The sequence below is a fragment of the Rhizobium indigoferae genome (assembly GCF_034554815.1).
GTDB classification, from domain to species: domain Bacteria; phylum Pseudomonadota; class Alphaproteobacteria; order Rhizobiales; family Rhizobiaceae; genus Rhizobium; species Rhizobium leguminosarum.
This window is the reverse complement of sequence record NZ_CP140635.1, coordinates 3,118,014-3,140,478: the sequence shown is the minus strand read 5'-3', so window position 1 is coordinate 3,140,478 and position 22,465 is coordinate 3,118,014. Positions and strand designations below refer to the sequence as shown.

Below are 22,465 nucleotides of genomic sequence, written 5' to 3'. Positions count from 1 at the left end.
ATTACCGGCCTTCGCGCCACCACATGGCGCCGAAGGCGAGAAGCAGGATGCCGACGCCAGCGAACCCGGCAAAGAGCGGCAGCGTGTTGATGCCCTTCAAGACCGTCTCGCTGGTCATGCGGATCATCATGCGATCGTTGTCGGAGACGCGAACCTGGCCGCGCACCGGCAGGATCGGCGGGACGGAGATCGCGCCATTTGCATTGGAAACGCGGGCGACGAGACCCTTGCTTCTGTCGGCGACCGGCTGCAGCACATCGGTTGTCGAGATCATCGCCTTGAATTCCGGCGCGTCGACGGCGCCGATATGGACAAGCGTCGACAGCTTGCCGTTGCGGATTTCGAAGAGGCCGATCTCGTCCATCCTCTTCTCGGCCTTGTAGAGGCCCGGTTCGGACTGGGTGAGCGGCAGGGTTTCGGTCTTGCCGGAGGGATAACGCACGGTGGCGTTGCCGGGATTGTCGCCGATCGTCTGGCGCGTGACCTCAAGGGTCCGGCCGGAGGCGCGCGCCGTCAGCGCTTCTTCCTCGAGCGCCGGCTCCTTCATCAGCCAATGGGCGATACGGCGATAGAGCGAAACGTTCGGACCGCCGCCTTCGAAGCCGCGCGCCCAGAGCCAGCCCTGATCGGAAAGCAGCATGGCGACGCGGCCCTGGCCGGCGCGGTTCAGCACCAGCAGCGGGTGCTTGTCGGCGCCGAGCATGATCGTCTCGCCCTGCGGCCGGTCGACATCGACGCTGCGGAACCATCGGCCCCAATGCGGCGGCTCCTCGCCCGAACCATCAAGGCCGCGCGTGACGGGATGTTTGCGGCCTTCCTCGGAGAGGCGGGGATAGAAGGCCTTTTCGATCATCTCTCCGGTGGGCGTTGCTGGCAGGACCGAGGAGAGTGGCGTCAGTGCAATGGAATCGGGGCCGGCGTGCTCGGGGCCGGCGGCGATCAGCAGCGCGCCGCCATTGTCGACATATTGCGCGATGTAATCGTAATAGAGCAGCGGCAGCACGCCGCGGTGCTGGTAGCGATCGAAGATGATCAGGTCGAAATCCTTGATCTTGTCGACAAAGAGTTCACGCGTCGGGAAGGCGATCAGCGACAGCTCGTTGATCGGCGTGCCGTCCTGCTTTTCCGGAGGACGCAGGATGGTGAAGTGGACGAGATCGACCGACGCATCGGATTTCAGCAGGTTGCGCCAGGCGCGTTCACCGGCATGCGGCTCACCGGAGACAAGCAGGACGCGGAGATTCTGGCGGATGCCGTCGATGACGTGGACGGCACGGTTGTTGGCGGTGGTGACTTCGCCAGGAAGTGCTGCGACCGAGAATTCGAGCACATTGCTGCCGCCACCCGGCACCTTGAAGGAGAAGGGCGTATCCTGCCCTGGTGTCGCCTGCAGGGTGGCGATCTCGTCACCATTCAGCTTCACCGTGACATCGGCCGAGCCGCCCGGGCTCGGGCCGTCGTCGAAGACGCGCAAGATCACCTGCTGCTCCTCGTTGACGATGCCGAAGCGCGGCCCCTTGATGACTTCGATGCGGCGATCGAATTCGTTGGCCTTGCCGGTTACGAGGCCATGGATCGGCGCGTCGAAACCGAGCGCCTGATTGGCGGCCGGAACATCATGGACCTCACCGTCGGTCAGCATGATTGCGCCGCCGATACGGGCGGGCGGGACATCGGCGATGTTGGCCGACAGCGCGTCGAACAGGCGCGTGGACGGCACGTCGGAATTGACGTCGCCTTCGACATCGACGAAGCGGGGCTCAATCTGGGGGAAGCGGGCGAGCTGTCCCTTCAAGGCCGCAAGCGCATCGTCGGTCATCTTGACGCGATCGGGCGTCTGCTGGCTCTGGCTTCGATCGACAAGAACCGGGACGATCGTCGACAACTGATCCCGGTCTTCCTGCAGGAGCACAGGATTGGCAAGGGCGGTCAGCATGGCGAGTGCTGCCAGCGTTCTGATCCAGGCGCCGCGAATGCCGCGCCAGATCGCGAAGGCGGCGATAACAGCGCTGACGACGGCAAGTGCAGCCAGAACCGACCAGGGCAGGAAGGGCGAAAAGTCGAACGTCATCTCATTGTCCTAACCGTTCGAGGAGGTCGGGAACATGGACCTGGTCGGTCTTGTAGTTGCCGGTCAGCATATACATCATGATGTTGACGCCGGAACGGTAGGCATATTCGCGCTGCGTTTCATCCGACGGCACGGTCGGCAGTATCGGTACGCCGTTGTCATCGATCGCCCAGGCGCCGGCGAAATCATTGCCGGTGATCAGGATCGGCGAAACGCCGTCGGCCGTTGCCGCCGATTTTTCGCTCGGCCCCTGACCACCCTGCCGGGATTCGATCCAGAGAGGGCTGCCGGTATAACGACCGGGAAAGCTCGACAGGAGATAGAAGGATTTCGTCAGCACATGGTCTGATGGTACCGGTTCGAGCGGCGGAATGTCGAGATTGGCGAGGATTGCCTGCAGCCTCTCACCGTTAGCGCTGACATTGCCGCCATTGTCCAATGCGCTGATCTGATCGCGCGTATCGAAAAGCACGGTGCCGCCGTTGCGCATATAGGCGTCGATACGGCTGATTGCCGCGGTCGACGGCATCGGCGCCGTTGCCGAAACCGGCCAGTAGATGATCGGATAGAAAGAGAGCTCGTCTTTGGTGAGGTCGATGCCCACGGGCGGTGCCGGCTCCAGCGTCGTGCGGAAAGTCAGGAACTGGGTGAGTCCCTCAAGACCGCGCTCGGAAATATTGTCCACGTCCTGTTCGCCGGTGACGACATAGGCGAGGTGCGTGTTATCAAGCCTCTGCAAGATGAGGTCGTCACCGGGCTGGGAGTCGTCGGCGTGAAGTATGCCGGGCTGCATGAGAAAGCCGGCGCCGACGGCGACCGCGATCATCGCTGCGGTGCGGACGGCCGGGCGCAATCGCGAGAACGCGCCATTCATGAAGAGGACGATCAGGCTATCGGCCAGTAGCAGCAGAAAGGCTGCGAGAAAGAGTGCGGGTTTTGCCGACCAGCTTTCGCCGCCGATCAGGCCTTCGCGCACGGCATTGGTCCCTGCCGTGTCGAGCGGCGTCAGTTCGGCGTTCTCGGGCAGCACGTTCAGGGAAGTGAAACCGTCCTCCGAACCGTAGAGCCCGGGCGGGTTGTCGAAATTCGCCGTCGGTTCAGCTCCGGCCTGCGGAATGAGCGGCCGCGCCGAACCCGTCTCGGAGACCAGCGTGCCCTTGGCCGTCAGCATACGGAATGGCGGCAGGGTTTCGGAGACACGCGCATTGCCGCGCGCCTCCGACGTCACGCCGCCCGAGCGCGATATCTGCAGGAGGTGACGCAGCATGTCGACGAAAGTGCCTGAGATCGGCAGATCGGACCAGGTTGCTTCCGCGGTGACATGAAACAGGACGATCTGACCGGATGCGATCTGCTTCATCGTGACGAGCGGCGTGCCGTCAGCCAGGCTAGCCCAGGTGCGCTCGGCAAGATCGGGCGTCGGTTCGGCAAGCACCTGCCGCTTGACGACGACATCGGCAGGGCGCGCTATGCCGGCAAAAGGCCCGAAACTCGGAAATTCGGCAAGCGACTGCGGCTCGCTCCAAGACAATGTGCCGCCCAGCGCCCGTTCTCCCTGGCGCAGGATGACAGGGATCAGCGGATCGTCTGCGGGAGCCGCCGCCATGCGCGGGCCGGCAAAACGCAGGAGCATGCCGCCATTCGATATCCAGCGCGTCAGAGGTTCGTAGGTCTCCTCCGGCAGCCGGCCGATATCGGCCATGATGATGATGGAGGGATTGTTGGCGAGAAGTTTTGGTATCGCGACCGAGAGATCGGAATCGGCGGGCTGGATCAGATCCGCATAGGGCTGCAGTGCCCGCTGGATATAATAGAGCGGCGAGAGCAGCGGCTGGAACTCATCCCCTCCTTCGCCTGACAGCAAGACGACACGGCGACGCTTGAACGCGTCGTCGAGAAGATGGACCGCGCCGGCCGTCGCGCCATTGTCGACGCTGACGCGCGCGAAATCGTTGCGCATCTCGAAGGGTGCTGTGATCGAACTTGTCGCAACACTCTGGCCGGGGCGGAAATCCACCCTGCCATTGGCAATCGAGCGACCCTGGCTATCGACGGCGTTCAGCGCCACGGATGCGGCCTGCGAGGTGTTGAGTCGAGTGACCTTGACGGCCATGGCATCAGCCGCATTGTTGGCCGCGGTGATCGCGACCGTCCTTGCGGCATCGCCCTCAATCAGGCGCAGATCAGCGGGCTGGAGTTCGGCCAGCCTGCGCACCGTCGTGTCGTCGGCCTTGGCGGCGGCACCGTCGGTCAGGAAGGCGAGGGTGCCGGGCTTTATGCCGTTCAGGGCGGCGCGCAGCGCCTGGAAGGCGCGCTCACGGTCCGGTACCAGCGGTCGCGGCTCGGCAGCGCGCAGCTTGTCGCGAGCGGCAGCGGCGGTGCCGGGCACGGCGTCGTTGGTCGGATCGGCGGTGAAAGCGATAGACACGGGTGTGCCGGCGGATTCGGCATCGTCTATCAACGCGTCGGCGGTCTGGATGCGGCGCTCCCAGTCGGGTGCCGCCGCCCAGCTGTTATCGACGAAGAGGACGAGCGGGCCACCTGATGCGAGCGAACTGGTGCGCGGATTGAAAACCGGATCGGCGATCGCAAGGATGATGGTGGCGGCGAGCAGCATGCGCAGCAGCGTCAGCCACCAAGGGCTTTGCGCCGGCGTCTCCTCGCGCTTCAACACCAAGGCCAGGATCTTCAGCGGCGGGAAGACCTCGGTCTTCGGACGTGGCGGCGTCAGCCGCAGCAGCCACCAGATGACCGGCAAGGCAACGAGCGCGCCGAGAATGGCGGGATAGGCGAAAGCGAAGGGAAGGGCGCTCATAGCTGCCCTCCATGCGTTGCCTTGGCCGGCATGCCGGACAGATACATGTGCACCGCGACCAGTGCTTCCGAAGCAAGATGATCGGTGCGATGGGTCGCGAAGGTCCAGCCGAGATGGCGCAGCGACTGTCCGAGGCTGTCCCTGCGGGCGAGGTAGGCGTTGCGATAGGCCTCGCGGATGTGTTCGGCGCGGCCGGAAACGAGCCTGGCGCCGCTCTCCGGATCGGTGAATTCGGTGCGGCCGCTATAGGGGAATATCTCTTCGGCGGGGTCTGATATCTCGACCACGTGGCCACGCAGGCCGCGGCGGGCGAGCGGGCCGAGCCGTTCCATGATTGCCGGCGCATCGTCGAGGAAATCGCCGATAAGGACGAGGTCGCTCCAGCCGCGGATCATCGCCGTTTCCGGCAGGCCGCCGGTCAGCGGCGTGTGCATGAGCGCGGCTGCGAGGCGTTCGGCGGCGTTACGGGCGGAGGCGGGTTCCATGATGCCGGGGCAGCCGATGCGCTCGCCGGAGCGGGCGAGGATTTCGGCAAGCGCCAGCATGATGACCAGCGCGCGGCTTTCCTTGGACACGTTGCCATAGCTCGACTTGTACATCATCGAGGGCGACATGTCGCACCAGAGCCAGATCGTGTGCGCCGCCTCCCATTCGCGCTCGCGCACATAGGTGTGGTCGTCGCGGGCGGAGCGGCGCCAATCGATGCGCGACAGGCTCTCGCCCTCGGCATAGGGACGGAACTGCCAGAAATTCTCTCCGATGCCGCGCTTGCGGCGACCATGCCAGCCGGCGATCACTGTGTTGGCGATGCGCTTGGCTTCCACCAGGCAGTCCGGCACCAGGGCGGCCCGCTGCCTGGCGCGAGAAAGGGCATCGCTGCCGGGTGTCGGATTGACGATCTGTCCGATAGATGCCACGCGTCCGGCTTCCTTATCCCTTTGCCTGCTTGACCAGTCCGGCGATGACATCACGCACCGACATGCCTTCGGCGCGGGCGGCGAAGGTCAGCGCCATGCGGTGCTGGAGAATGGGTTCGGCGAGCGCGAAGATATCGTCCAGAGACGGTGCGAGACGGCCTTCGTAGAGCGCGCGGGCGCGTGCGCAGAGCATCATTGCCTGGCCGGCGCGCGGGCCTGGACCCCAGGCGACGTTCTTGTCGGTCGAGGCATTGCCCTGTCCGGGGCGGGCGGAACGCACCAGCGCCAGGATGGCATCGACGACCGTGTCGCTCACCGGCATCTGGCGCACCAGGGTCTGGATCTCGATCAGCCGCTGCGCATCGATGACGGCTTCCGGCCGGGTTTCGCCCAAGCCCGTCGTCTCGAGCAGGATCTGGCGCTCGGCGGCGAGTTCGGGGTAGTTGACGTCGACCTGCAGCAGAAAGCGGTCGAGCTGGGCTTCGGGCAGAGGATAGGTACCTTCCTGCTCGAGCGGGTTCTGGGTGGCGAGCACATGGAAGGGCGCCGGCAGGTCATAGCGCTGGCCGGCGATTGTGATGTGATATTCCTGCATGGATTGCAGAAGGGCCGACTGGGTACGCGGCGAGGCGCGGTTGATCTCGTCGGCCATCAGAAGCTGGGCGAAGACCGGGCCCTTGACGAAACGGAAGGAGCGGCGTCCACTGTCGTCCTGGTCCATTACCTCGGAGCCGAGAATATCCGAGGGCATCAGATCCGGCGTGAACTGGATGCGGTTGGCGGCAAGGCCGAGCACCTCGCCGAGCGTCGTCACCAGTCTGGTCTTGGCAAGACCGGGAACGCCAACGAGCAGGGCATGACCGCCTGACAGCACAGCGAGAATGGTGTTCTCGACGACGCTTTCCTGACCGAAGATCACTTTCGAGACTTCCCCGCGGATGGCGGCAATATCGGAGAGCGCCTTTTCGGCGGCGGCGACGATCGCCTTTTCATCGAGGCTGGCTTCGGTCTTCATCATACCCATGCGTATCTCCAACGGCTGAAATCATTCGGCAGCGAATCGGCGGACTTATACATGTGCCTCATACCCGATAGAGTTATGGAGATGTGACGGGCTGACAAGTTCGTTGCGAATGACTATCTCGTGACTTTACTTCGTTAAGGACAAACCGGGACGGAAGAATGGCAGCCGAGGAAATCAGCGGACAGGCGGATGCGGCGGGACTTGCCGCACTGATTTCGCGTGCGTCTGAGGAAAGTGGCGAGAAAAAACGAGGGTTGCCGCCCGTCGAACGGTGGAATCCGCCATTCTGCGGCGATATCGACATGGAAATCCGGGCTGACGGCACCTGGTTCTACATGGGTACGCCGATCGGCCGGCCGGCGCTGGTGCGGCTGTTTTCGACGGTTTTGAGGAAAGACGACGACCAGAAGACCTATCTCGTAACTCCTGTGGAAAAGGTCGGGATAAGGGTCGTCGACGCTCCGTTCATCGCCGTGGAGATGAGCGTGACGGAGAGCGAAGGTCAACAGGTGTTGACCTTCCGCACCAATGTCGGCGATGTCGTGGAGGCGGGAGGGGAGCATCGGCTGCGCTTTGCCATTGCGGACGGCAACGCCGAATTGAAACCCTATCTGCATGTGCGCGGGCGGCTGGAGGCGCTGGTGTCGCGTGCAGTGATGTATGAACTGGTCGCGCTCGGCGAGACTTTCGACGTGGAGGGGCGGGCGATGTTTGCGATCTGCTCCGCCGGCGAGGTCTTCCCGGTCATGCCGGCCGACGAACTGGATGCGCTTTGCCGATGAATGATGCGATCACCCACCGCTACCCGCTGTTTTCCGCAACCGAATTCCGCCGCCGCGCGCTCAATCAGAATGGCGGGCCGGTCGACCATGCCTGGCGCGATCACGGGGACCATATCCTCAACCCCGACATCGTCGCCGAGGTCGAGACCTTCAAACTGCGCGACGCCGCCGTGCTCGTGCCCGTCGTCGACGACGGCGAAGAGGCGCATGTGATCTTCACCAAGCGCACGGCGACGCTGCGCAAACATTCCGGGCAGATCGCCTTTCCCGGCGGCTCGATCGATCCCACCGATATCTCCCCTGAAATGGCGGCGATCCGCGAGACGGAGGAGGAGATCGGACTGGCCGGTTCCTTCGTCGAAACCGTCGGGCGGCTACCGAATTACCTTGCCTCGACGGGCTTTCGCATCACGCCGGTGCTCGGCGTCGTCACGCCGGGCTTTGCGCTGACGCTGAACCCGACCGAGGTGGACGACGTGTTCGAGGTGCCGCTTTCCTTCCTGATGGATCCTGCCAATCACACCCGCGACAGGCGTGTCATCGACGGCATCGACCGGCATTTCTACCGCGTGCCCTATGAAACCAGAATGATCTGGGGCATCACCGCCGGCATCGTCCGCACGCTTTACGAAAGGCTTTATGCATGACCGGCCTTGCCGACCAAGCATGGTTCCGCGACCCGGCGCTCGGCCGGATCTTAGCACTTCTCAGCGCTGATGGCGGGGAAGGGCGTGTGGTTGGCGGGGCGGTGCGCAACAGCCTGATGGGCCTGCCGGTCAATGATGTCGACATAGCCACGACACTCAGACCGGAGGCGGTGATGGAGCGGGCGGCGGGCGCCGGCATCAAGGCAGTCCCAACCGGCCTGGAGCACGGCACGGTGACGCTCGTGATCGACGGCAAGCCCTTCGAGGTGACGACCCTTCGCACCGACGTCGAGACCGACGGACGCCACGCCAAGGTTGCCTTCAGCACTGACTGGAGGGCGGATGCCGAACGGCGGGATCTGACGATCAACGCGCTTTATGCCGATGCCGAGGGCGAGGTGGTGGATCTCGTTGGCGGACTTGCCGACATCGAGACGCGCAACATCCGCTTCATCGGCGATGCCGCAAGGCGTATTGCCGAGGATCATTTGCGCATCCTGCGCTTCTTCCGCTTCTTTGCCTATTACGGTTCCGGACGGCCGGATGCCGAGGGGCTGAAGGCGTGTTCCGCGGCGCGTTCGAAACTGACGACGCTTTCAGCAGAACGCGTCTGGTCGGAACTGCGAAAGCTGCTTGGCGCCGGCGATCCCGGCCGGGCGCTGCTCTGGATGCGGCAGGTGGCGGTGCTGACGGAAATCCTCCCGGAATCGGAACGATGGGGGATCGATGCGATCCCTTCGCTGATCACCACCGAAAAGGCGCTCGGCTGGACGCCCGATCCGTTGCTGCGCCTTGCGGCGATCGTGCCGCCCGATGCGGCGCGCATGGAGGCGCTCGCAGCCCGGCTCAAGCTCTCGAATGCGGAAGCGGCCTATCTCAAGGCCTGGGCAATGGCAGCGCCTGTTAATGACGACATGTCGTCGGCGGCCTTCGAACGGCTGCTTTACCGCAACGGTGCCGATGGCATCACGACACGGCTGAAGCTGGCGCTTGCGGTTGCGCGCGGCAAGGCTGAAAGCGATTTCGACGAAATGGCGCGGTCGGCGCGGCTTATCAAGTTGCTGGACAAGGCAATGCACTGGAAGAAACCGCAGTTTCCGCTGAATGGCGGCGACGTGATTTCGGCAGGAATCGCGTCCGGTCCGCGCGTCGGCGAGTTGCTTGCCGGCCTGGAAAACCAGTGGGTGGAGGAAAACTTCGTTTCCGACCGGGCGGCGCTGCTCGCCCGGCTGCAGGAACGCGTGCAATAATCAGGCGGCGGTCGCTTCGTCACGGATGCGAGCCTTGATATTATCCACCATGTTCTCGCGGATCGTGGTTTCGCCGTGAGCATCTTTCAAGTGCTCGACGGCACGGCGAACCACCTCGGCGTCGCTATCCGCCCGTGTATGCCAGGCGCAGCCCGGAACGAGAGTGCCGCATTCGAAAAGTCGCATGGTCTTCTCCTCTGTTCAAAACACAACGACGATCGCGATCTTACGCGATTTAAGAATGTGCGGGGGGAGGGAAGGTTCCGGCCGGCATCGACATGCCGGCCAGTAAAGGCCTATCAGTCGGGCATAGCCCAGGCTTTGTAGGTATCCGAAAGCTGACCGGGCATGTTGCTGTTGGCGGCCGCTGCTTCGTTCTGCAGCTGTTCCGGCGACTTCCCGCCGGCCAGTTGCAGCTTGACCTGCTCGATGAAGCAGGACAGCGGCAGATCCGAGCCGCTCTTGGTCCGCAGTTTCTCGGCGATGCGCGTCAGAAACTCGGATGTGTCGATCGTGCGGGATGTTTCCTGGACATCCGTAGACGCTGGCGAGCCACTTTGTATCGTCATGACAATCCTCCTCCGATTGTTACGCACATACATATAAAGTTAGGACGCACTGAATTTTCGTGAAGGTCTATCACCTCGAATTTATCGACGAGATATCACAGTTTCATGGCCAGCGGACGACGGGGGGCAACGAAGAGAGAATGGATTCAACGTTGCCGCCGGTCTTCAGGCCGAAGATCGTGCCGCGATCATAGAGCAGATTGAATTCGACGTAGCGGCCCCGGCGGATCAATTGTTCGTCGCGATCCGCCTCTGTCCACAATTTATTGAAGTTGGAGCGGACGATTTTTGGATAGACCATGGCGAAGGCCCGGCCGACATCACGCGTGAAGGCGAAATCGGCGTCCCAGCCGCCGGCTTCCTCGCTTGAATACAGCCAGTCGTAGAAGATGCCGCCGATGCCACGGGCCTCGTTGCGGTGTTTCAGGAAGAAATATTCGTCGCACCAGGCTTTGTACGCATCGTAATCGGCGACTGCATGATTGCGGCAGGCGATCTCCATGGCCTTGTGGAAGAGCTGGCTGTCTTCGTCCTCCTGCGTGCGGCGGCGTGACAGCACCGGCGTCAGGTCGGCCCCGCCACCGAACCAGCGGCTGGTGGTGACGACCATGCGAGTGTTCATGTGCACGGCCGGAACGTTTGGGTTCACGGGATGGGCGATCAGCGAGATGCCCGAGGCCCAGAAACGCGGATCGTCCTTGGCGCCGGGTATCTGGGCGCGGAAATCCGGGGCAAATTCGCCGTAGACGGTTGAGGTATGGACGCCGACCTTTTCGAAGACGCGGCCTTCCATCATCGACATCCGGCCACCGCCGCCGGCGCCGTTTTCGCGTGACCAGTCCTTGGCGACGAAGCGGCCGGGCTCCTGGTCGGAGAGTGGCCCTTCCAACTCATCCTCGAGGGCCTCGAAGGAGGCGCAGATCGTATCGCGCAATCCCTCGAACCAACTGCGGGCGGCAGCCTTCTTCTCTTCGATATCGTCAGGCAAGCCGATCGGCAGTTCCGGTCTTTCCATTTACGCCTCCGACGGTCGACATCTCCTTCGGAGGCGACTCGCTCATTCTTGATTGCGCGCCATGATTAGCAGTTGGCGCTGCATCTCGCCAAGCGTGGCCAAGCACCGCTGAGCGCTTCCAAGATTCGACTCGCAAATCAAGAATTTCGATACTACCTTTTCCGAGGAGGTAGGTTTGATGAAAAAAGTTCCAGGGCCTCCGTCCTTCGACGGCCTGAAGCGCAGGATAGCGAGACATCGGGCGGAAAATCCCCCGAGCAGGAAAGACCATTTCGTGCGTGAGACATATTGCCTCGGCCTCATGGACGCACGCGCCAAGGCGCGCGAATGGTTCGACGAATATCCGAAAGCCGCCTACTGGACCGAGGTGGAGAGCTGGCGTCAGCTCGACGGCGACCAGATCGAATTCACCATGCGCCGCCTGCCTTCGGCAGACTGACGGTCACTTCGTAGTCGCCCGCACACGGCTTTCGATCAGCAGGCCGTTTTCGTCCATGATCGGATGCGCCACCGAGACGATGTGGGCGTTGAGGCGCTTCAGGTCGCGCAGCATGTCGAGATGCAGAGAACTCGTCTGCAGGCTGTCGGCTCGGCCGTCACGCAGACGTTCAAGGTGGCGCTCGGCAGACTGTTTTTCCATCCGGCGCACCTCGACCTTTACCTCCATCATCTGGCGCGCAAGATTGAAGTCACGGGTGACGAAGATCGTCTGAGCGACGCGCAGATTGTCGATCGTCAGATCGAACAGCTTCCGCAGTTCCTGATGACCATCCTCGGAAAATTTCAGGCCGAGGGAGATCTTCTTCGCCACCTGCTCCAGCAAGCCCTTCTCGATGATGTCGCCCATATGTTCGAGGTTGATCGCATAATCGATGACGACGATCGAGCGGCGTGCGTTCTCGTCGCTGAGACCCTCGCGACCGAGCTTCGAGAGATAGACCTTCACCGCCTGCTGCAGCCGGTCGACGCGCTCTTCGAGGGCGGATATCTCGGCAAGCTTCGATGCGTCGTTACGCTCGAAGGCTTCGGAGACCCGAATCAGCATGCGCTCGATCAAGTCGCCGACGCCGAGCACTTCGCGGGTAGCGCTGGCCAGGGCCACGACCGGCGTCGAAAGTTCCTGCGCATCCAGATATTTCGGGGCACTGTCAGGCTCGGCCTGATCCGGCACCAGCCGGGCCATCAAGGTGGCGAGCGGCCGGGAGAATGGCCAGGCCAGCGCCGCCAGCAGAAGGTTGAAGGCAAGATGCGCATCGACCGGCAGCTTGGCAGGACCGAAGGGCAGCAACTGGATGAGTTCCGCCCCATAACCCGCCAGCGGCAAGGCGATAAGGCAGCCGAGCGTGCGGACGGCGAGATTGCCGAGGGTGACGCGCCGCGCCGAAACCGGACCGGACAATGTCGCGACGACAGGCGGTATCGCGCCGCCGAGATTGGCGCCGAGCACGAGCACGATGACGAGTTCGGCGGAGACGACGCCGGCCGAGGCGAGCGACAGGATGAGCACCACCACCGCAAGGCTCGACGAGGATGCGAAGGCAAGTGCTGCCGAGACGATCATTGCCACGGGCAGGGCGCCATCCAGCAGGCCGATGAAGGCGGCGAGAGCAGGGGAGGCGCGCATCGGCTCCGTCGCAAGACCGAGGAGGTGCAGCGACAACAGCATCAGCCCGATACCGATCAGCGCTGTGCCGCCGCCCTGGCTGGTGCTTGAACGGCCGCGGTAAAGCACAATGCCAACAAGAATGAGAAGAGGAGAGAGCCATTCTATGCCCGTTGCCACGATCCAGGCGGTGATCGCGGTGCCGACATTGGCGCCGAGCAGAACAATCTGCGCCATGCGCGGCTTGATCAGGTCACGCTCGACGAAGGAGGCAGTCATCAGCGCCGTTGCCGTCGAGCTCTGCAGTGCGACGGTTGCAACGAGGCCCGACAGGAAGGAACGAAGACTGCCGCGTGTGCCGGTCGCCAGCCCCGTTCTCAGGCGGGCGCCGAAGGCTCTCGATACGCCATCCTTCACCTGCGCGAGGCCGAACAGCAACAGAGCCACGGCGCCGAACAGGTTGATCATGATGATTGTAGAGTCCATTTTGTTGTTTTTATTCTTCTTTCACAGATCTGGAGAAATGCGGTTTTCCTCACATGGCCATTCCAACGTGTTGGAATCATGGAGGCCAATACTGAATTTTTGATTGCCCGGCTAATAAATATACGCCGGTTTGAGAGATAGACAACGCTATTTTGCGACATAGTCTGGAGCGGATCGGCAATTCCGCGGGCTTTGCTCCGTCAGCGCCGGCGTCCGTCAAGACCAAACGGTTTGGCGCATTGCCTCGCCGACGATCATGGCGGCCGAGACGGCGACGTTGATCGAGCGCTGGCCTTCGAGCATCGGGATCAGAATTCGGGCGTCGGCCCTCTCATGCACCTGATCCGGCACGCCGGCGCTTTCGCGACCGAAGAGCAGGATATCGTCCGGGCGAAAGGCAAGATCGGTGTAGCGCTCTGCAGCCTTGGTCGAGGCGAGGATCAGGCGGCGGCCGGTGGTCAGACGCCATGCCTCGAAGCGGTCCCAGCTGACATGGCGGGTGAGGGCGGCGGCGGCAATATAATCCATACCCGCCCGTTTCAGGTTGCGGTCGGAGATGTCGAAGCCGGCGGGCTCGATCAGATCGACCGCGAAACCAAGGCAGGCGGCAAGACGCAGGATCGTGCCGGTATTGCCGGGAATATCGGGCTGATAGAGTGCCAGTCTGAGTGAAGTCATGATGCGCCGTCTTCCCGCTTTCACCACAAAAGGCCTAATGCAACTGTGATTTCGACGCAACAGGGCGCGTTTGGACCCGAAAAGATGAATTTTTCGGCAGAACAGGGCTGGAAAATTCCTCGTTTTCGCGTTATCGGTGCATATCTTTAATCGCCAGCAAGGAGCGCCAGAATGAATATTTTGCTGTATGTGCGCCTCCCGGCCGTGATGCCAAGCGGTGCGATTTTCCGCCGATAGTGCGGGTTTCTTCCCTGAATTTCCTTTTTTGATCCATTGTGCGGCTGTCTCAGCCTCGCCCCTTGAACGTTCGGTTCCCATATGTGCTTGCAGTGCGCTGGGATGGCGCGAAGCCGGGAGCCGGAACGGTGACGTTTCGGAGCAATTTCATGTTTGGCTGGTTCGAACAGCGACTCAATCCCTTTCCAAGCGAGGACCCCGTCGCCCCGCCGAAAGGTCTTTTTGCCTTTTGCTGGCACTACAGCAAACCGGCTGCGCCCTGGCTCGGCCTGATGGCCGTGCTCACCGCGCTGATCGCGATCGGCGAAGTGGCGCTCTTCCAGTTCCTCGGCGACATCGTCGACTGGCTGACCAATGCCGACCGCGCCACATTCCTGGAGAGAGAAGGCCACAAGCTTTTCTGGATGGCGGCGCTGGTGCTGGTCGGCCTGCCGCTGACGGCCGGGCTCGATTCGCTCATCATGCATCAGATGATGCTCGGCAATTATCCGATGATCGCACGCTGGCAGATGCACCGCTTCCTGCTGCGCCACAGCATGTCGTTCTTCGCCAACGAGTTTGCCGGGCGTGTCGCGACCAAAGTGATGCAGACGTCGCTTGCCGTGCGCGAGACGGTGATGAAGATCCTCGACGTCTTCGTTTATGTCGTCACCTACTTCCTGACGATGATCATCGTTATCGCAGCGGCCGACTGGCGGCTGATGATCCCGATCCTCGTCTGGCTCGCGGTCTATATCAGCATCGTCGCCTATTTCGTGCCGCGGCTTCGCAAGATCGCGGCGGCGCAGGCGGATGCGCGCTCGATGATGACGGGGCGCGTGGTCGACAGCTATACGAATATCGCGACCGTCAAGCTGTTTTCGCATGCGGGCCGCGAGGAGGTCTATGCCAAGGAGGGCATGGACGAGTTCCTGCAGACCGTGCACAAGCAGATGCGCAAGGTGACGCTCTTCCATATTTGCGTCTACGTGAACAACTGTGTTGCGCTCTTCGTCATCTCGGGCCTGTCGATCTGGTTCTGGCTGAACGGCGCGATCTCGGTTGGCGCCATCGCCATCGCCATCGGTCTTGCCATGCGCGTCAACGGCATGTCGCAATGGATCATGTGGGAAGTCTCGGCGCTGTTCGAGAATATCGGCACGGTCTATGACGGCATGGAGATGATGAGCAAACAGCACGACATCGTCGACAAGCCGGGCGCACCCACCTTGACGGCGAAGAAGGGCGCGATCCACTACGACCGCATCCGCTTCCACTACGGCAAGAGCAAGGGCGTCATCGACAACCTGTCGCTCGACATCAAGGCGGGGGAGAAGGTCGGCCTGGTCGGCCGTTCCGGTGCCGGCAAGACGACGCTGATGAACCTGCTGCTGCGCTTCTACGATCTGGAGGCCGGTCGCATCACCATCGACGGGCAGGACATCGCCGGCGTCTCGCAGGAAAGCCTGCGCTCGCTGATCGGCGTGGTGACGCAGGACACCTCGCTGCTGCATCGCTCGATCCGCGACAACATTGCTTATGGTCGTCCCGAAGCAACGGACGACGAGGTGATCGAGGCCGCCAAACGCGCCAATGCCTGGGAGTTCATCGAAGGTCTCGTCGACATGCAGGGCCGCGCGGGGCTCGACGCACAGGTCGGCGAACGCGGCGTCAAGTTGTCTGGCGGCCAGCGGCAGCGTGTCGCGATCGCCCGCGTCTTCCTGAAGGACGCGCCGATCCTGGTACTCGACGAGGCGACCTCGGCGCTCGATTCGGAAGTCGAGGCGGCGATCCAGGAAAACCTCTTCGCCCTGATGGAGGGCAAGACGGTGATCGCGATCGCCCACCGGCTTTCGACGCTGACGGAGATGGACCGGTTGATCGTGCTCGACAAAGGCCGGATCATCGAGGCCGGCTCGCATATCGAGCTGGTCGAAGGAGGCGGCATTTATGCCGACCTCTGGAACCGCCAGTCCGGCGGCTTCCTCTCCGATCACGCCGAGGAAGCGGAAGTGGCGGCGCAATAAGATGCAATGAGGCCCTCCCTGCGAAAGCGGGGAGGGCATCTTGAATTCTTAGGATGGCTATAAGCTTGCCGGACGGTTGCTGAAGAACTGACTCCGTTTGCCTCTTATCCGTTCAAAGGCTGTCGGCCCAGTCGATCACGCGGTGATGCTCGACGACGACCATGGTGTTGACAGCCGCGATCGTGCGCAGGGCGACGAGGCGGCGGTGCTCCTCCTGATCGATCCAGGTGGTGATGGCCTCGGCGATGATCACGTCGCGCGGCAACCCCAGGGCGAATGCCAGGGCATCCAGCCTTTCTGCAAGCGGAAGCGGAACATGCACATCGAGCATTTTCGTTTCCATGGAAGTGGTCTCCGGTAAACCGCGATCGTAACGTGAGATTGTGACCAGTTCGGGGGCATTCAATGGGTATGCCGCCGATGTTACCGATAATTACCAAAATATAACATTCTGTCCGCTTTTCATTCCCTTTGCCGGCTCGGCTAATCCGCCTATATCGCTTCTATGTTGCTGAACCCCATCCTCCGCCGGTTCGAAACCTGGATCGATCCGTTCCGCCCACGCGCCAATCTCCAGCCGCCGCGCTCGACGCTCGGATTCATCTGGTTCTATATCGGCCAGGCGAGGATGCCGTTCGTCGCCATGCTCGTTCTGGGTGGGACATCGGCGGCGATCGAGGCCGCACTGTTCTGGTTCGTCGGGCGGCTGGTCGATATCCTCGGGAGCATCACGCCTGGGGCCGGCTGGAACGGTCTTCTCGCCGCCCATGGCGGCGAATTGTTCGGCATGCTCGCCCTTATCGGGCTCGTGCGTTTCGTCGTCGCCTTCCTGATTGCCCTCGTCGACCAGCAGGTGATCACGCCGGGCTTCTACAATCTCGCACGCTGGCAATCTTATCTCCACGTCTCCAGGCAGTCGTTGTCGTTCTTCCAGAGTGATTTCTCCGGGCGCATCGTCACCAAAGTGTGGTCGGCCGGGCAGGCAACCGGTGATCTTGTCACCTCGCTGATGGAAAGCGTCTGGTTCGTCGGCATCTATGCCGCAACGACGCTTGTGCTCGTTGCCCGGCTGGACTTTTCCCTGGCTGCCGTCGTGCTGTTCTGGCTTTGCGCCTTCAGCCTGCTTGCCCGCCACTTCGTTCCGCGGATCCGCCATCATTCCCGCGAAACGGCGGAAGCCGGATCGATGCTGAATGGCCGGATGGTCGACTCCTACAGCAACATGCAGACGCTGAAGCTGTTTGCCCGCGACGAGGAGAGCGACCGCTACATGCGGCAGGGTTTCGATATCTACCAGGATACGGTGCTGCGCTTCACGCGGTTCATCACGGGCGTCAGGGCCTCGATGGCGCTGCTCTCCGGCCTGATGATCGTGACGATGGCGGGGTTGAGCGTCGATCTCTGGTTGCGCGGCCTGGTCAGCTCCGGTGCCGTGGCATTCTCGTTGGCACTGGTGCTCAGGTTGAATTTCCTGCTCGGAAGGCTGATGACGCAGTTCAACGGCATCATGCGCAATCTCGGCACCATCCAGAACGCCGCCGAGCTGATCTCCCAGCCTCTGGGGCTCGTCGATCGGTCGGATGCCAGAGGCCTGGTGATCCGGCAGCCCGGCATCCGCTTCGACAATGTTTCCTTCCGCTACGGCAAGGGTCATCAGCCGGTCGTCGAGAATTTCTCCCTGACCATTCGGCCGGGCGAAAAAGTCGGGATCGTCGGCCGTTCGGGCGCGGGGAAATCGACGCTGATGAACCTGCTGCTGCGCCTCTACGATATTCAGGACGGGCGCATTCTAATCGACGGCCAAGATATTGCAGCCGTGACGCAGGAATCTCTCAGGATGCAGATCGGCGTCGTCAGCCAGGATACCTCGTTGCTGCATCGTTCAGTGCGCGACAATATCCTATTCGGACGGCCCGATGCCGGCGAGGAGGGGCTGGTCGAGGCGGCCGGGCGCGCCGAAGCCATCGAGTTCATCGAACGCCTGCAAGATCAGCAGGGCCGCAGAGGTTTCGATGCGCATGTCGGCGAACGCGGCGTCAAACTGTCAGGCGGGCAGCGGCAGCGCATCGCGATTGCCCGCGTCATGCTGAAGGACGCGCCGATCCTCGTTCTCGACGAAGCGACGTCGGCGCTCGATTCGGAAGTAGAAGAAGCAATCCAGTCCAATCTCCATCGGATCATGGAAGGCAAGACGGTGCTTGCGATCGCCCATCGGCTGTCGACGATCGCAGCGCTCGACCGGCTGATCGTCGTCGATCTCGGCCGGATCATCGAGGAGGGCAGCCATGACGAACTGCTTCGCCGCGGTGGACTCTATGCGGAACTTTGGGCGCGCCAGTCTGGCGGCTTCCTCGCTACGGATGAGGATGCGGGCCTAGGGGTTGACGACGAATTCCGCCATCAGGCCAAAATGATTTGATCCGAAGCCGTTCTCGATGCGGCGAGCCGATTTCAGCCGCAGGGGCGCGCGGGTAAAGATATGATCGATCGGAATGCCGAAAGCACCGGCGCGGATCGGCCATGTCGCGGGCTCCAGCGATACCGTGCCCAAGCCCTGGCTACGCATGAGATACTGCACGTCGGGCGCCAGAATCGACGTATTGAAATCGCCGGCAAGAACGAGCGGTCCCGAAAGGGAGGGAATGATCTCCGCAAGATCCTCGATTTCCAGGCCGTGGAATTCGTCGTAATAAGGTTTGGTCAGATGCGCGGCGAGGAAATTGATCTTCTGGCCATCGAAATCGATCGTCGAGATCGTCAGCCGGTTGCGCCAGAGCAGGCCGAGATTGCGGATACGGGGTTCGATTAACGGACGCTTCGACAGCACCAGCGTATCGCATTGCTCCATGCCGACACCGCAGCCGATGTAATAGGGATAGATCTTCAACAACCGCGGCAGTTCCGACAGCAGCGGTTCGGCCTCCAGGATGCTGACGACGTCGGCGCCTGAGGCAATGACCATATCGGCGATGTCAGGGCCGTTTGCGAAATTATCATTCTCGATATTGAAGGACATCAGCCTGAAGAGGGCGGGGCGGCTCTCCTCGACAGCCGGCTCGACGAATTCGCGCATCATCACGACACCATGGACGGCAAGGACCACCGATACCGCGAGGGTCAGCAGCGCATACCAGTGCCGCTTGACGAGAAGGGCAGCGACCGAGGCCACGGCGCCGGCCACCGCCAGATGGACCTGGAAGCTGTAAAAGAAGGACAGCAGATAGAAATCGGTGAAGTATCGGAGGGAGACAATGGCGAGAACGAGCGTCGTGAGAACGCTGAATACGCAAAAAATCGTGTCTCTCATCCGCTCCGGTCCGGCTCGCTGGCATGGCTGCGACTGCGCCTATCACGGGGGCATTTTTGTTGCAATGCAACATAATGGCAAGCGCGTGTTTGCCTTAAAAAATTCATCCGAAATTTCCCGCGACATTGTGCCCTCATCCCCTTGCCAAGGCTGGACATAATTTGCGATCAAGCATAGAACGCGCCGGATTGCCGGGGAATCTATGGCCGAATTGTGTCCAGAGAGATTCGCCGGTAGAGGGGGCAGGGCGGAATTCCGCGAAAATTGCGCAGAGGATGTTAGCCGTGAGCGAACACGAAACGACAAGCGAGGGCATGGGCGAACCCACTCGCCGTGATTTCCTTTATCTCACCACTGGTATGGCAGGCGCCGTCGGCGCCGTTGCGGTCGCTTGGCCGTTCATCGATCAGATGCGTCCTGATGCTTCGACGCTCGCTCTCGCCTCCATCGAAGTCGACGTTGCCAGCCTTGAGCCCGGCATGTCGCTGACGGTCAAATGGCGCGGCAAGCCGATCTTCATCCGCAATCGCACGCCTGAGGAAGTGGAAGCGGCAAACGCCGTCCAGCTTGCTGATCTAAAGGACCCGATCGCGCGCAATGCAAACCTTCCTGTCGACGCTCAGGCAACGGCTGTTGACCGTTCGGGCGGCAAGGGCAAGGAAAACTGGATCGTCATGATCGGCACCTGCACGCATCTCGGCTGCGTGCCGCTCGGCCAGGCCGGCGAATACAATGGTTGGTTCTGTCCCTGCCATGGCTCGGTCTACGACACGGCCGGCCGCATCCGCAAAGGCCCGGCGCCGCAGAACCTGGCGATTCCGACCTTTTCATTTTTGTCCGATACCAAGATCAAGATCGGTTGAGGGGAGACTGATTAATGAGTGGCCATTCCAGCTACGAGCCATCAACCGGCCTCGAGAAATGGGTCGATGCGCGCCTTCCGCTGCCGCGCATGGTCTATGACAGCTTCATCGCCTATCCGGTTCCGCGTAACCTGAACTATGCCTATACGTTCGGCGCCATGCTCGCCGTCATGCTGGTGGTGCAGATCCTGACGGGCGTCACGCTCGCCATGCATTACGCCGCCGAATCGTCGGTCGCCTTCAACTCCGTCGAAAAGATCATGCGCGACGTCAACCACGGCTGGCTGCTGCGCTATATGCATGCCAACGGCGCATCCTTCTTCTTCGTCGCGGTGTACCTGCACATCGCCCGCGGCCTCTATTACGGCTCCTACAAGGCGCCGCGCGAGATCCTCTGGATACTCGGCGTGGTCATCTACCTCCTGATGATGGCGACCGGCTTCATGGGCTACGTTCTGCCCTGGGGCCAGATGTCCTTCTGGGGCGCCACCGTCATCACCGGCTTCTTCTCCGCCTTTCCGCTGGTTGGCGAATGGGTGCAGCAGTTCCTGCTCGGCGGCTTCGCGGTTGAAAACCCGACGCTGAACCGCTTCTTCTCGCTGCACTACCTGCTGCCCTTCATGATCGCCGGCGTCGTCATCCTGCACATCTGGGCGCTGCACGTCGTCGGCCAGACGAACCCGACGGGCGTCGAGGTCAAGACGAAGACGGACACGGTGCGCTTCACGCCTTATGCGACGATGAAGGATGCTCTCGGCGTCTCGATCTTCCTGCTGGTCTATGCCTATTTCGTCTTCTACCTGCCGAACTTCCTTGGCCATGCCGACAACTACATCCCGGCCGACCCGTTGAAGACGCCGGCCCATATCGTTCCGGAATGGTACTTCCTGCCGTTCTACGCGATGCTGCGTTCGATCACCTTCAACGTCGGCCCGATCGACTCCAAGCTCGGCGGCGTGCTCGTGATGTTCGGCGCGATCATCGTGCTGTTCTTCCTGCCGTGGCTCGATACCTCAAAGGTCCGTTCCGCCGTCTACCGCCCCTGGTACAAGCTGTTCTACTGGCTGTTCGTGATCAACGCGATCATCCTCGGCTGGCTCGGCTCGCAGCCGGCGGAAGGCTTGTTCACCACGATCTCGCAGATCTGCACGCTCCTCTACTTCGCTTTCTTCCTGGTCGCGATGCCGGTTCTCGGCTTGGTGGAAACACCGCGCCGCATCCCGAACTCGATCACCGAAGCGGTGCTCGAAAAGCGCAACAAGACCCTAGCGGTCAAGGCATAAGCGAGCGACGGAAGGGAATAGAAATATGAAAACGCTTGTTACAAGCATTCTCTCGTTCGCATTCGCTGCCAGTCTTGGCAGTGCCGTGCTGGCCCAGGAGGCGACGCCCGCCAACGGCGCGGCTCCTGCCCATCACGCGGAAAGTGAGACGCCGCACTATCCGCTGAAGGAGCCGAAGGAGGAGGAATGGACTTTCGCCGGTCCGTTCGGTCATTACGATAAGGGTCAGCTTCAGCGTGGCCTCAAGGTCTACACCGAAGTCTGTTCCGCCTGCCACTCGATGAACCTCGTGCCCTTCCGCATGCTCGATGAGCTCGGTTATTCCGAGGCGCAGGTAAAGGCTTTCGCTGCGAACTACGAGGTTCAGGACGGCCCGAACGCGGCCGGCGAGATGTTTAGCCGCAAGGCCGTCCCTTCCGATCACTTCCCGGCGCCTTTCCCCAATGCAGAGGCCGCTGCTGCTTCCAACAACGGTGCGGCTCCGCCCGACTTTTCACTGATCGCCAAGGCCCGCGAGGTCGAACGCGGCTTCCCGCAATTCGTCTTCGACATCTTCACGCAGTATCAGGAGGGTGGCCCGGATTACATCCACGCGCTGCTGACCGGCTATGAAGAGCCGCCAGCCGGCTTTCAGGTGGCGCAGGGCTCACATTACAATCCATATTTCCACGCTGCAGCCGTCCTTGCCATGCCGAAGCCGCTCTCCGACGGGCAGGTGACCTATGACGATGGCGCGCCGGCGACGGTCGACCAGTATTCGAGAGACGTCTCCGCCTTCCTGATGTGGGCCGCAGAGCCGCATCTCGAGGAGCGCAAGCGCACCGGCTTCATGGTCATGATCTTCCTGGCGATCTTCACGGTGCTGATCTACCTGACGAAGCGCTCGATCTACGCCAACAAGGAACACTGAGC

The 22,465-nt window shown here is 61.9% G+C and carries 20 protein-coding genes; 9 read left to right on the top strand and 11 right to left on the bottom strand.

Annotated features, from left to right (window positions below; genetic code table 11):
- Position 1 precedes the first annotated feature (1 nt).
- From U5G49_RS15820 to U5G49_RS15805, 4 genes are read right to left on the bottom strand one after another with little or no spacing between them, the layout of a single operon-like run.
- Complete coding sequence (locus U5G49_RS15820; protein WP_193443449.1) at positions 2 to 2,071, bottom strand: hypothetical protein; 2,070 nt, start codon at positions 2,069 to 2,071, stop codon at positions 2 to 4.
- Between the two features lies 1 nt (position 2,072).
- The gene (locus tag U5G49_RS15815) at positions 2,073 to 4,886 is read right to left on the bottom strand and encodes a DUF4159 domain-containing protein (protein WP_193443451.1); all 2,814 of its coding nucleotides are present in this window, start codon (positions 4,884 to 4,886) and stop codon (positions 2,073 to 2,075) included.
- Positions 4,883 to 5,803, bottom strand: coding sequence for a DUF58 domain-containing protein (locus tag U5G49_RS15810; protein ID WP_018243060.1), 921 nt, complete (start codon positions 5,801 to 5,803; stop codon positions 4,883 to 4,885). The genes U5G49_RS15815 and U5G49_RS15810 overlap by 4 nt, the downstream gene beginning before the upstream one ends.
- A gap of 13 nt (positions 5,804 to 5,816) precedes the next feature.
- Entirely contained in the window at positions 5,817 to 6,827 is a 1,011-nt protein-coding gene (locus tag U5G49_RS15805; RefSeq protein WP_003541786.1) for an AAA family ATPase, read from the bottom strand.
- A 158-nt stretch (positions 6,828 to 6,985) separates the two neighbouring features.
- Between U5G49_RS15805 and U5G49_RS15800 the strand changes: the two genes are divergently transcribed.
- Genes U5G49_RS15800 through U5G49_RS15790 form a run of 3 tightly spaced genes read left to right on the top strand, consistent with a single transcriptional unit; the run spans position 6,986 to position 9,506 of the window.
- On the top strand, positions 6,986 to 7,609 hold the full coding sequence (locus tag U5G49_RS15800) for a DUF1285 domain-containing protein (protein WP_018243059.1): 624 nt from the start codon (positions 6,986 to 6,988) through the stop codon (positions 7,607 to 7,609).
- Positions 7,606 to 8,256: a CoA pyrophosphatase gene (locus U5G49_RS15795; RefSeq protein ID WP_018243058.1), complete on the top strand. Its 651-nt coding sequence runs from the start codon at positions 7,606 to 7,608 to the stop codon at positions 8,254 to 8,256. The genes U5G49_RS15800 and U5G49_RS15795 overlap by 4 nt, the downstream gene beginning before the upstream one ends.
- Positions 8,253 to 9,506, top strand: coding sequence for a CCA tRNA nucleotidyltransferase (locus U5G49_RS15790; protein WP_018446690.1), 1,254 nt, complete (start codon positions 8,253 to 8,255; stop codon positions 9,504 to 9,506). Before U5G49_RS15795 ends, U5G49_RS15790 begins: the two co-directional genes overlap by 4 nt.
- On the opposite strand, the gene U5G49_RS15785 is transcribed toward U5G49_RS15790, so the two are convergent.
- From U5G49_RS15785 to hemF, 3 genes are all read right to left on the bottom strand, one after another.
- Entirely contained in the window at positions 9,507 to 9,692 is a 186-nt protein-coding gene (locus U5G49_RS15785) for a DUF1059 domain-containing protein (RefSeq protein WP_003561358.1), read from the bottom strand.
- A 113-nt stretch (positions 9,693 to 9,805) separates the two neighbouring features.
- Positions 9,806 to 10,075 (bottom strand): hypothetical protein, encoded by a 270-nt coding sequence (locus tag U5G49_RS15780; protein WP_018243056.1) that lies wholly within the window; start codon positions 10,073 to 10,075, stop codon positions 9,806 to 9,808.
- Between the two features lie 103 nt (positions 10,076 to 10,178).
- Positions 10,179 to 11,090 (bottom strand): oxygen-dependent coproporphyrinogen oxidase, encoded by a 912-nt coding sequence (gene hemF, locus U5G49_RS15775; RefSeq protein WP_166481019.1) that lies wholly within the window; start codon positions 11,088 to 11,090, stop codon positions 10,179 to 10,181.
- Between the two features lie 178 nt (positions 11,091 to 11,268).
- On the opposite strand from hemF, the gene U5G49_RS15770 reads away from it, so the two are divergent.
- On the top strand, positions 11,269 to 11,529 hold the full coding sequence (locus U5G49_RS15770) for a hypothetical protein (RefSeq protein ID WP_018243054.1): 261 nt from the start codon (positions 11,269 to 11,271) through the stop codon (positions 11,527 to 11,529).
- A 3-nt stretch (positions 11,530 to 11,532) separates the two neighbouring features.
- Here the strand turns inward: U5G49_RS15770 and U5G49_RS15765 are convergent, their stop codons facing one another.
- The gene (locus U5G49_RS15765; RefSeq protein ID WP_018243053.1) at positions 11,533 to 13,179 is read right to left on the bottom strand and encodes a Na/Pi cotransporter family protein; all 1,647 of its coding nucleotides are present in this window, start codon (positions 13,177 to 13,179) and stop codon (positions 11,533 to 11,535) included.
- A 216-nt stretch (positions 13,180 to 13,395) separates the two neighbouring features.
- Positions 13,396 to 13,857, bottom strand: coding sequence for a tRNA (cytidine(34)-2'-O)-methyltransferase (locus tag U5G49_RS15760; RefSeq protein ID WP_018446686.1), 462 nt, complete (start codon positions 13,855 to 13,857; stop codon positions 13,396 to 13,398).
- Between the two features lie 386 nt (positions 13,858 to 14,243).
- Here U5G49_RS15760 and U5G49_RS15755 point away from each other — a divergent pair, with 386 nt between their 5' ends.
- Positions 14,244 to 16,100 carry an ABC transporter ATP-binding protein gene (locus tag U5G49_RS15755; protein ID WP_018243051.1) on the top strand — a complete coding sequence of 619 codons (1,857 nt, stop codon included), beginning with the start codon at positions 14,244 to 14,246 and terminating at the stop codon, positions 16,098 to 16,100.
- 112 nt (positions 16,101 to 16,212) lie between these two features.
- Here the strand turns inward: U5G49_RS15755 and U5G49_RS15750 are convergent, their stop codons facing one another.
- Entirely contained in the window at positions 16,213 to 16,443 is a 231-nt protein-coding gene (locus U5G49_RS15750; RefSeq protein WP_047618585.1) for a CopG family ribbon-helix-helix protein, read from the bottom strand.
- A 162-nt stretch (positions 16,444 to 16,605) separates the two neighbouring features.
- Here U5G49_RS15750 and U5G49_RS15745 point away from each other — a divergent pair, with 162 nt between their 5' ends.
- The gene (locus U5G49_RS15745; RefSeq protein ID WP_130729334.1) at positions 16,606 to 18,519 is read left to right on the top strand and encodes an ABC transporter ATP-binding protein; all 1,914 of its coding nucleotides are present in this window, start codon (positions 16,606 to 16,608) and stop codon (positions 18,517 to 18,519) included.
- Here the strand turns inward: U5G49_RS15745 and U5G49_RS15740 are convergent.
- Positions 18,475 to 19,407, bottom strand: coding sequence for an endonuclease/exonuclease/phosphatase family protein (locus tag U5G49_RS15740; protein WP_193443453.1), 933 nt, complete (start codon positions 19,405 to 19,407; stop codon positions 18,475 to 18,477). The genes U5G49_RS15745 and U5G49_RS15740 overlap by 45 nt on opposite strands.
- 284 nt (positions 19,408 to 19,691) lie before the next feature.
- On the opposite strand from U5G49_RS15740, the gene petA reads away from it, so the two are divergent.
- From petA to U5G49_RS15725, 3 genes are read left to right on the top strand one after another with little or no spacing between them, the layout of a single operon-like run.
- The gene (gene petA / locus U5G49_RS15735) at positions 19,692 to 20,270 is read left to right on the top strand and encodes a ubiquinol-cytochrome c reductase iron-sulfur subunit (RefSeq protein ID WP_026188482.1); all 579 of its coding nucleotides are present in this window, start codon (positions 19,692 to 19,694) and stop codon (positions 20,268 to 20,270) included.
- A gap of 14 nt (positions 20,271 to 20,284) precedes the next feature.
- The gene (locus U5G49_RS15730) at positions 20,285 to 21,553 is read left to right on the top strand and encodes a cytochrome b (protein WP_018243046.1); all 1,269 of its coding nucleotides are present in this window, start codon (positions 20,285 to 20,287) and stop codon (positions 21,551 to 21,553) included.
- 25 nt (positions 21,554 to 21,578) lie between these two features.
- Entirely contained in the window at positions 21,579 to 22,463 is an 885-nt protein-coding gene (locus tag U5G49_RS15725; RefSeq protein ID WP_047618577.1) for a cytochrome c1, read from the top strand.
- Positions 22,464 to 22,465: the final 2 nt, after the last annotated feature.

Coding starts and splice junctions, on each gene's coding strand:
- U5G49_RS15750 (WP_047618585.1), bottom strand. CDS start 16,443: ATGGAAACGAAAATGCTCGATGTGCATGTTCCGCTTCCGCTTGCAGAA.
- U5G49_RS15805 (WP_003541786.1), bottom strand. CDS start 6,827: ATGGGTATGATGAAGACCGAAGCCAGCCTCGATGAAAAGGCGATCGTC.
- U5G49_RS15765 (WP_018243053.1), bottom strand. CDS start 13,179: ATGGACTCTACAATCATCATGATCAACCTGTTCGGCGCCGTGGCTCTG.
- U5G49_RS15800 (WP_018243059.1), top strand. CDS start 6,986: ATGGCAGCCGAGGAAATCAGCGGACAGGCGGATGCGGCGGGACTTGCC.
- U5G49_RS15755 (WP_018243051.1), top strand. CDS start 14,244: ATGTTTGGCTGGTTCGAACAGCGACTCAATCCCTTTCCAAGCGAGGAC.
- U5G49_RS15770 (WP_018243054.1), top strand. CDS start 11,269: ATGAAAAAAGTTCCAGGGCCTCCGTCCTTCGACGGCCTGAAGCGCAGG.
- U5G49_RS15820 (WP_193443449.1), bottom strand. CDS start 2,071: ATGACGTTCGACTTTTCGCCCTTCCTGCCCTGGTCGGTTCTGGCTGCA.
- U5G49_RS15790 (WP_018446690.1), top strand. CDS start 8,253: ATGACCGGCCTTGCCGACCAAGCATGGTTCCGCGACCCGGCGCTCGGC.
- hemF (WP_166481019.1), bottom strand. CDS start 11,090: ATGGAAAGACCGGAACTGCCGATCGGCTTGCCTGACGATATCGAAGAG.
- U5G49_RS15785 (WP_003561358.1), bottom strand. CDS start 9,692: ATGCGACTTTTCGAATGCGGCACTCTCGTTCCGGGCTGCGCCTGGCAT.
- U5G49_RS15795 (WP_018243058.1), top strand. CDS start 7,606: ATGAATGATGCGATCACCCACCGCTACCCGCTGTTTTCCGCAACCGAA.
- U5G49_RS15780 (WP_018243056.1), bottom strand. CDS start 10,075: ATGACGATACAAAGTGGCTCGCCAGCGTCTACGGATGTCCAGGAAACA.
- U5G49_RS15725 (WP_047618577.1), top strand. CDS start 21,579: ATGAAAACGCTTGTTACAAGCATTCTCTCGTTCGCATTCGCTGCCAGT.
- U5G49_RS15760 (WP_018446686.1), bottom strand. CDS start 13,857: ATGACTTCACTCAGACTGGCACTCTATCAGCCCGATATTCCCGGCAAT.
- U5G49_RS15730 (WP_018243046.1), top strand. CDS start 20,285: ATGAGTGGCCATTCCAGCTACGAGCCATCAACCGGCCTCGAGAAATGG.
- U5G49_RS15815 (WP_193443451.1), bottom strand. CDS start 4,886: ATGAGCGCCCTTCCCTTCGCTTTCGCCTATCCCGCCATTCTCGGCGCG.
- U5G49_RS15745 (WP_130729334.1), top strand. CDS start 16,606: ATGTTGCTGAACCCCATCCTCCGCCGGTTCGAAACCTGGATCGATCCG.
- U5G49_RS15740 (WP_193443453.1), bottom strand. CDS start 19,407: ATGAGAGACACGATTTTTTGCGTATTCAGCGTTCTCACGACGCTCGTT.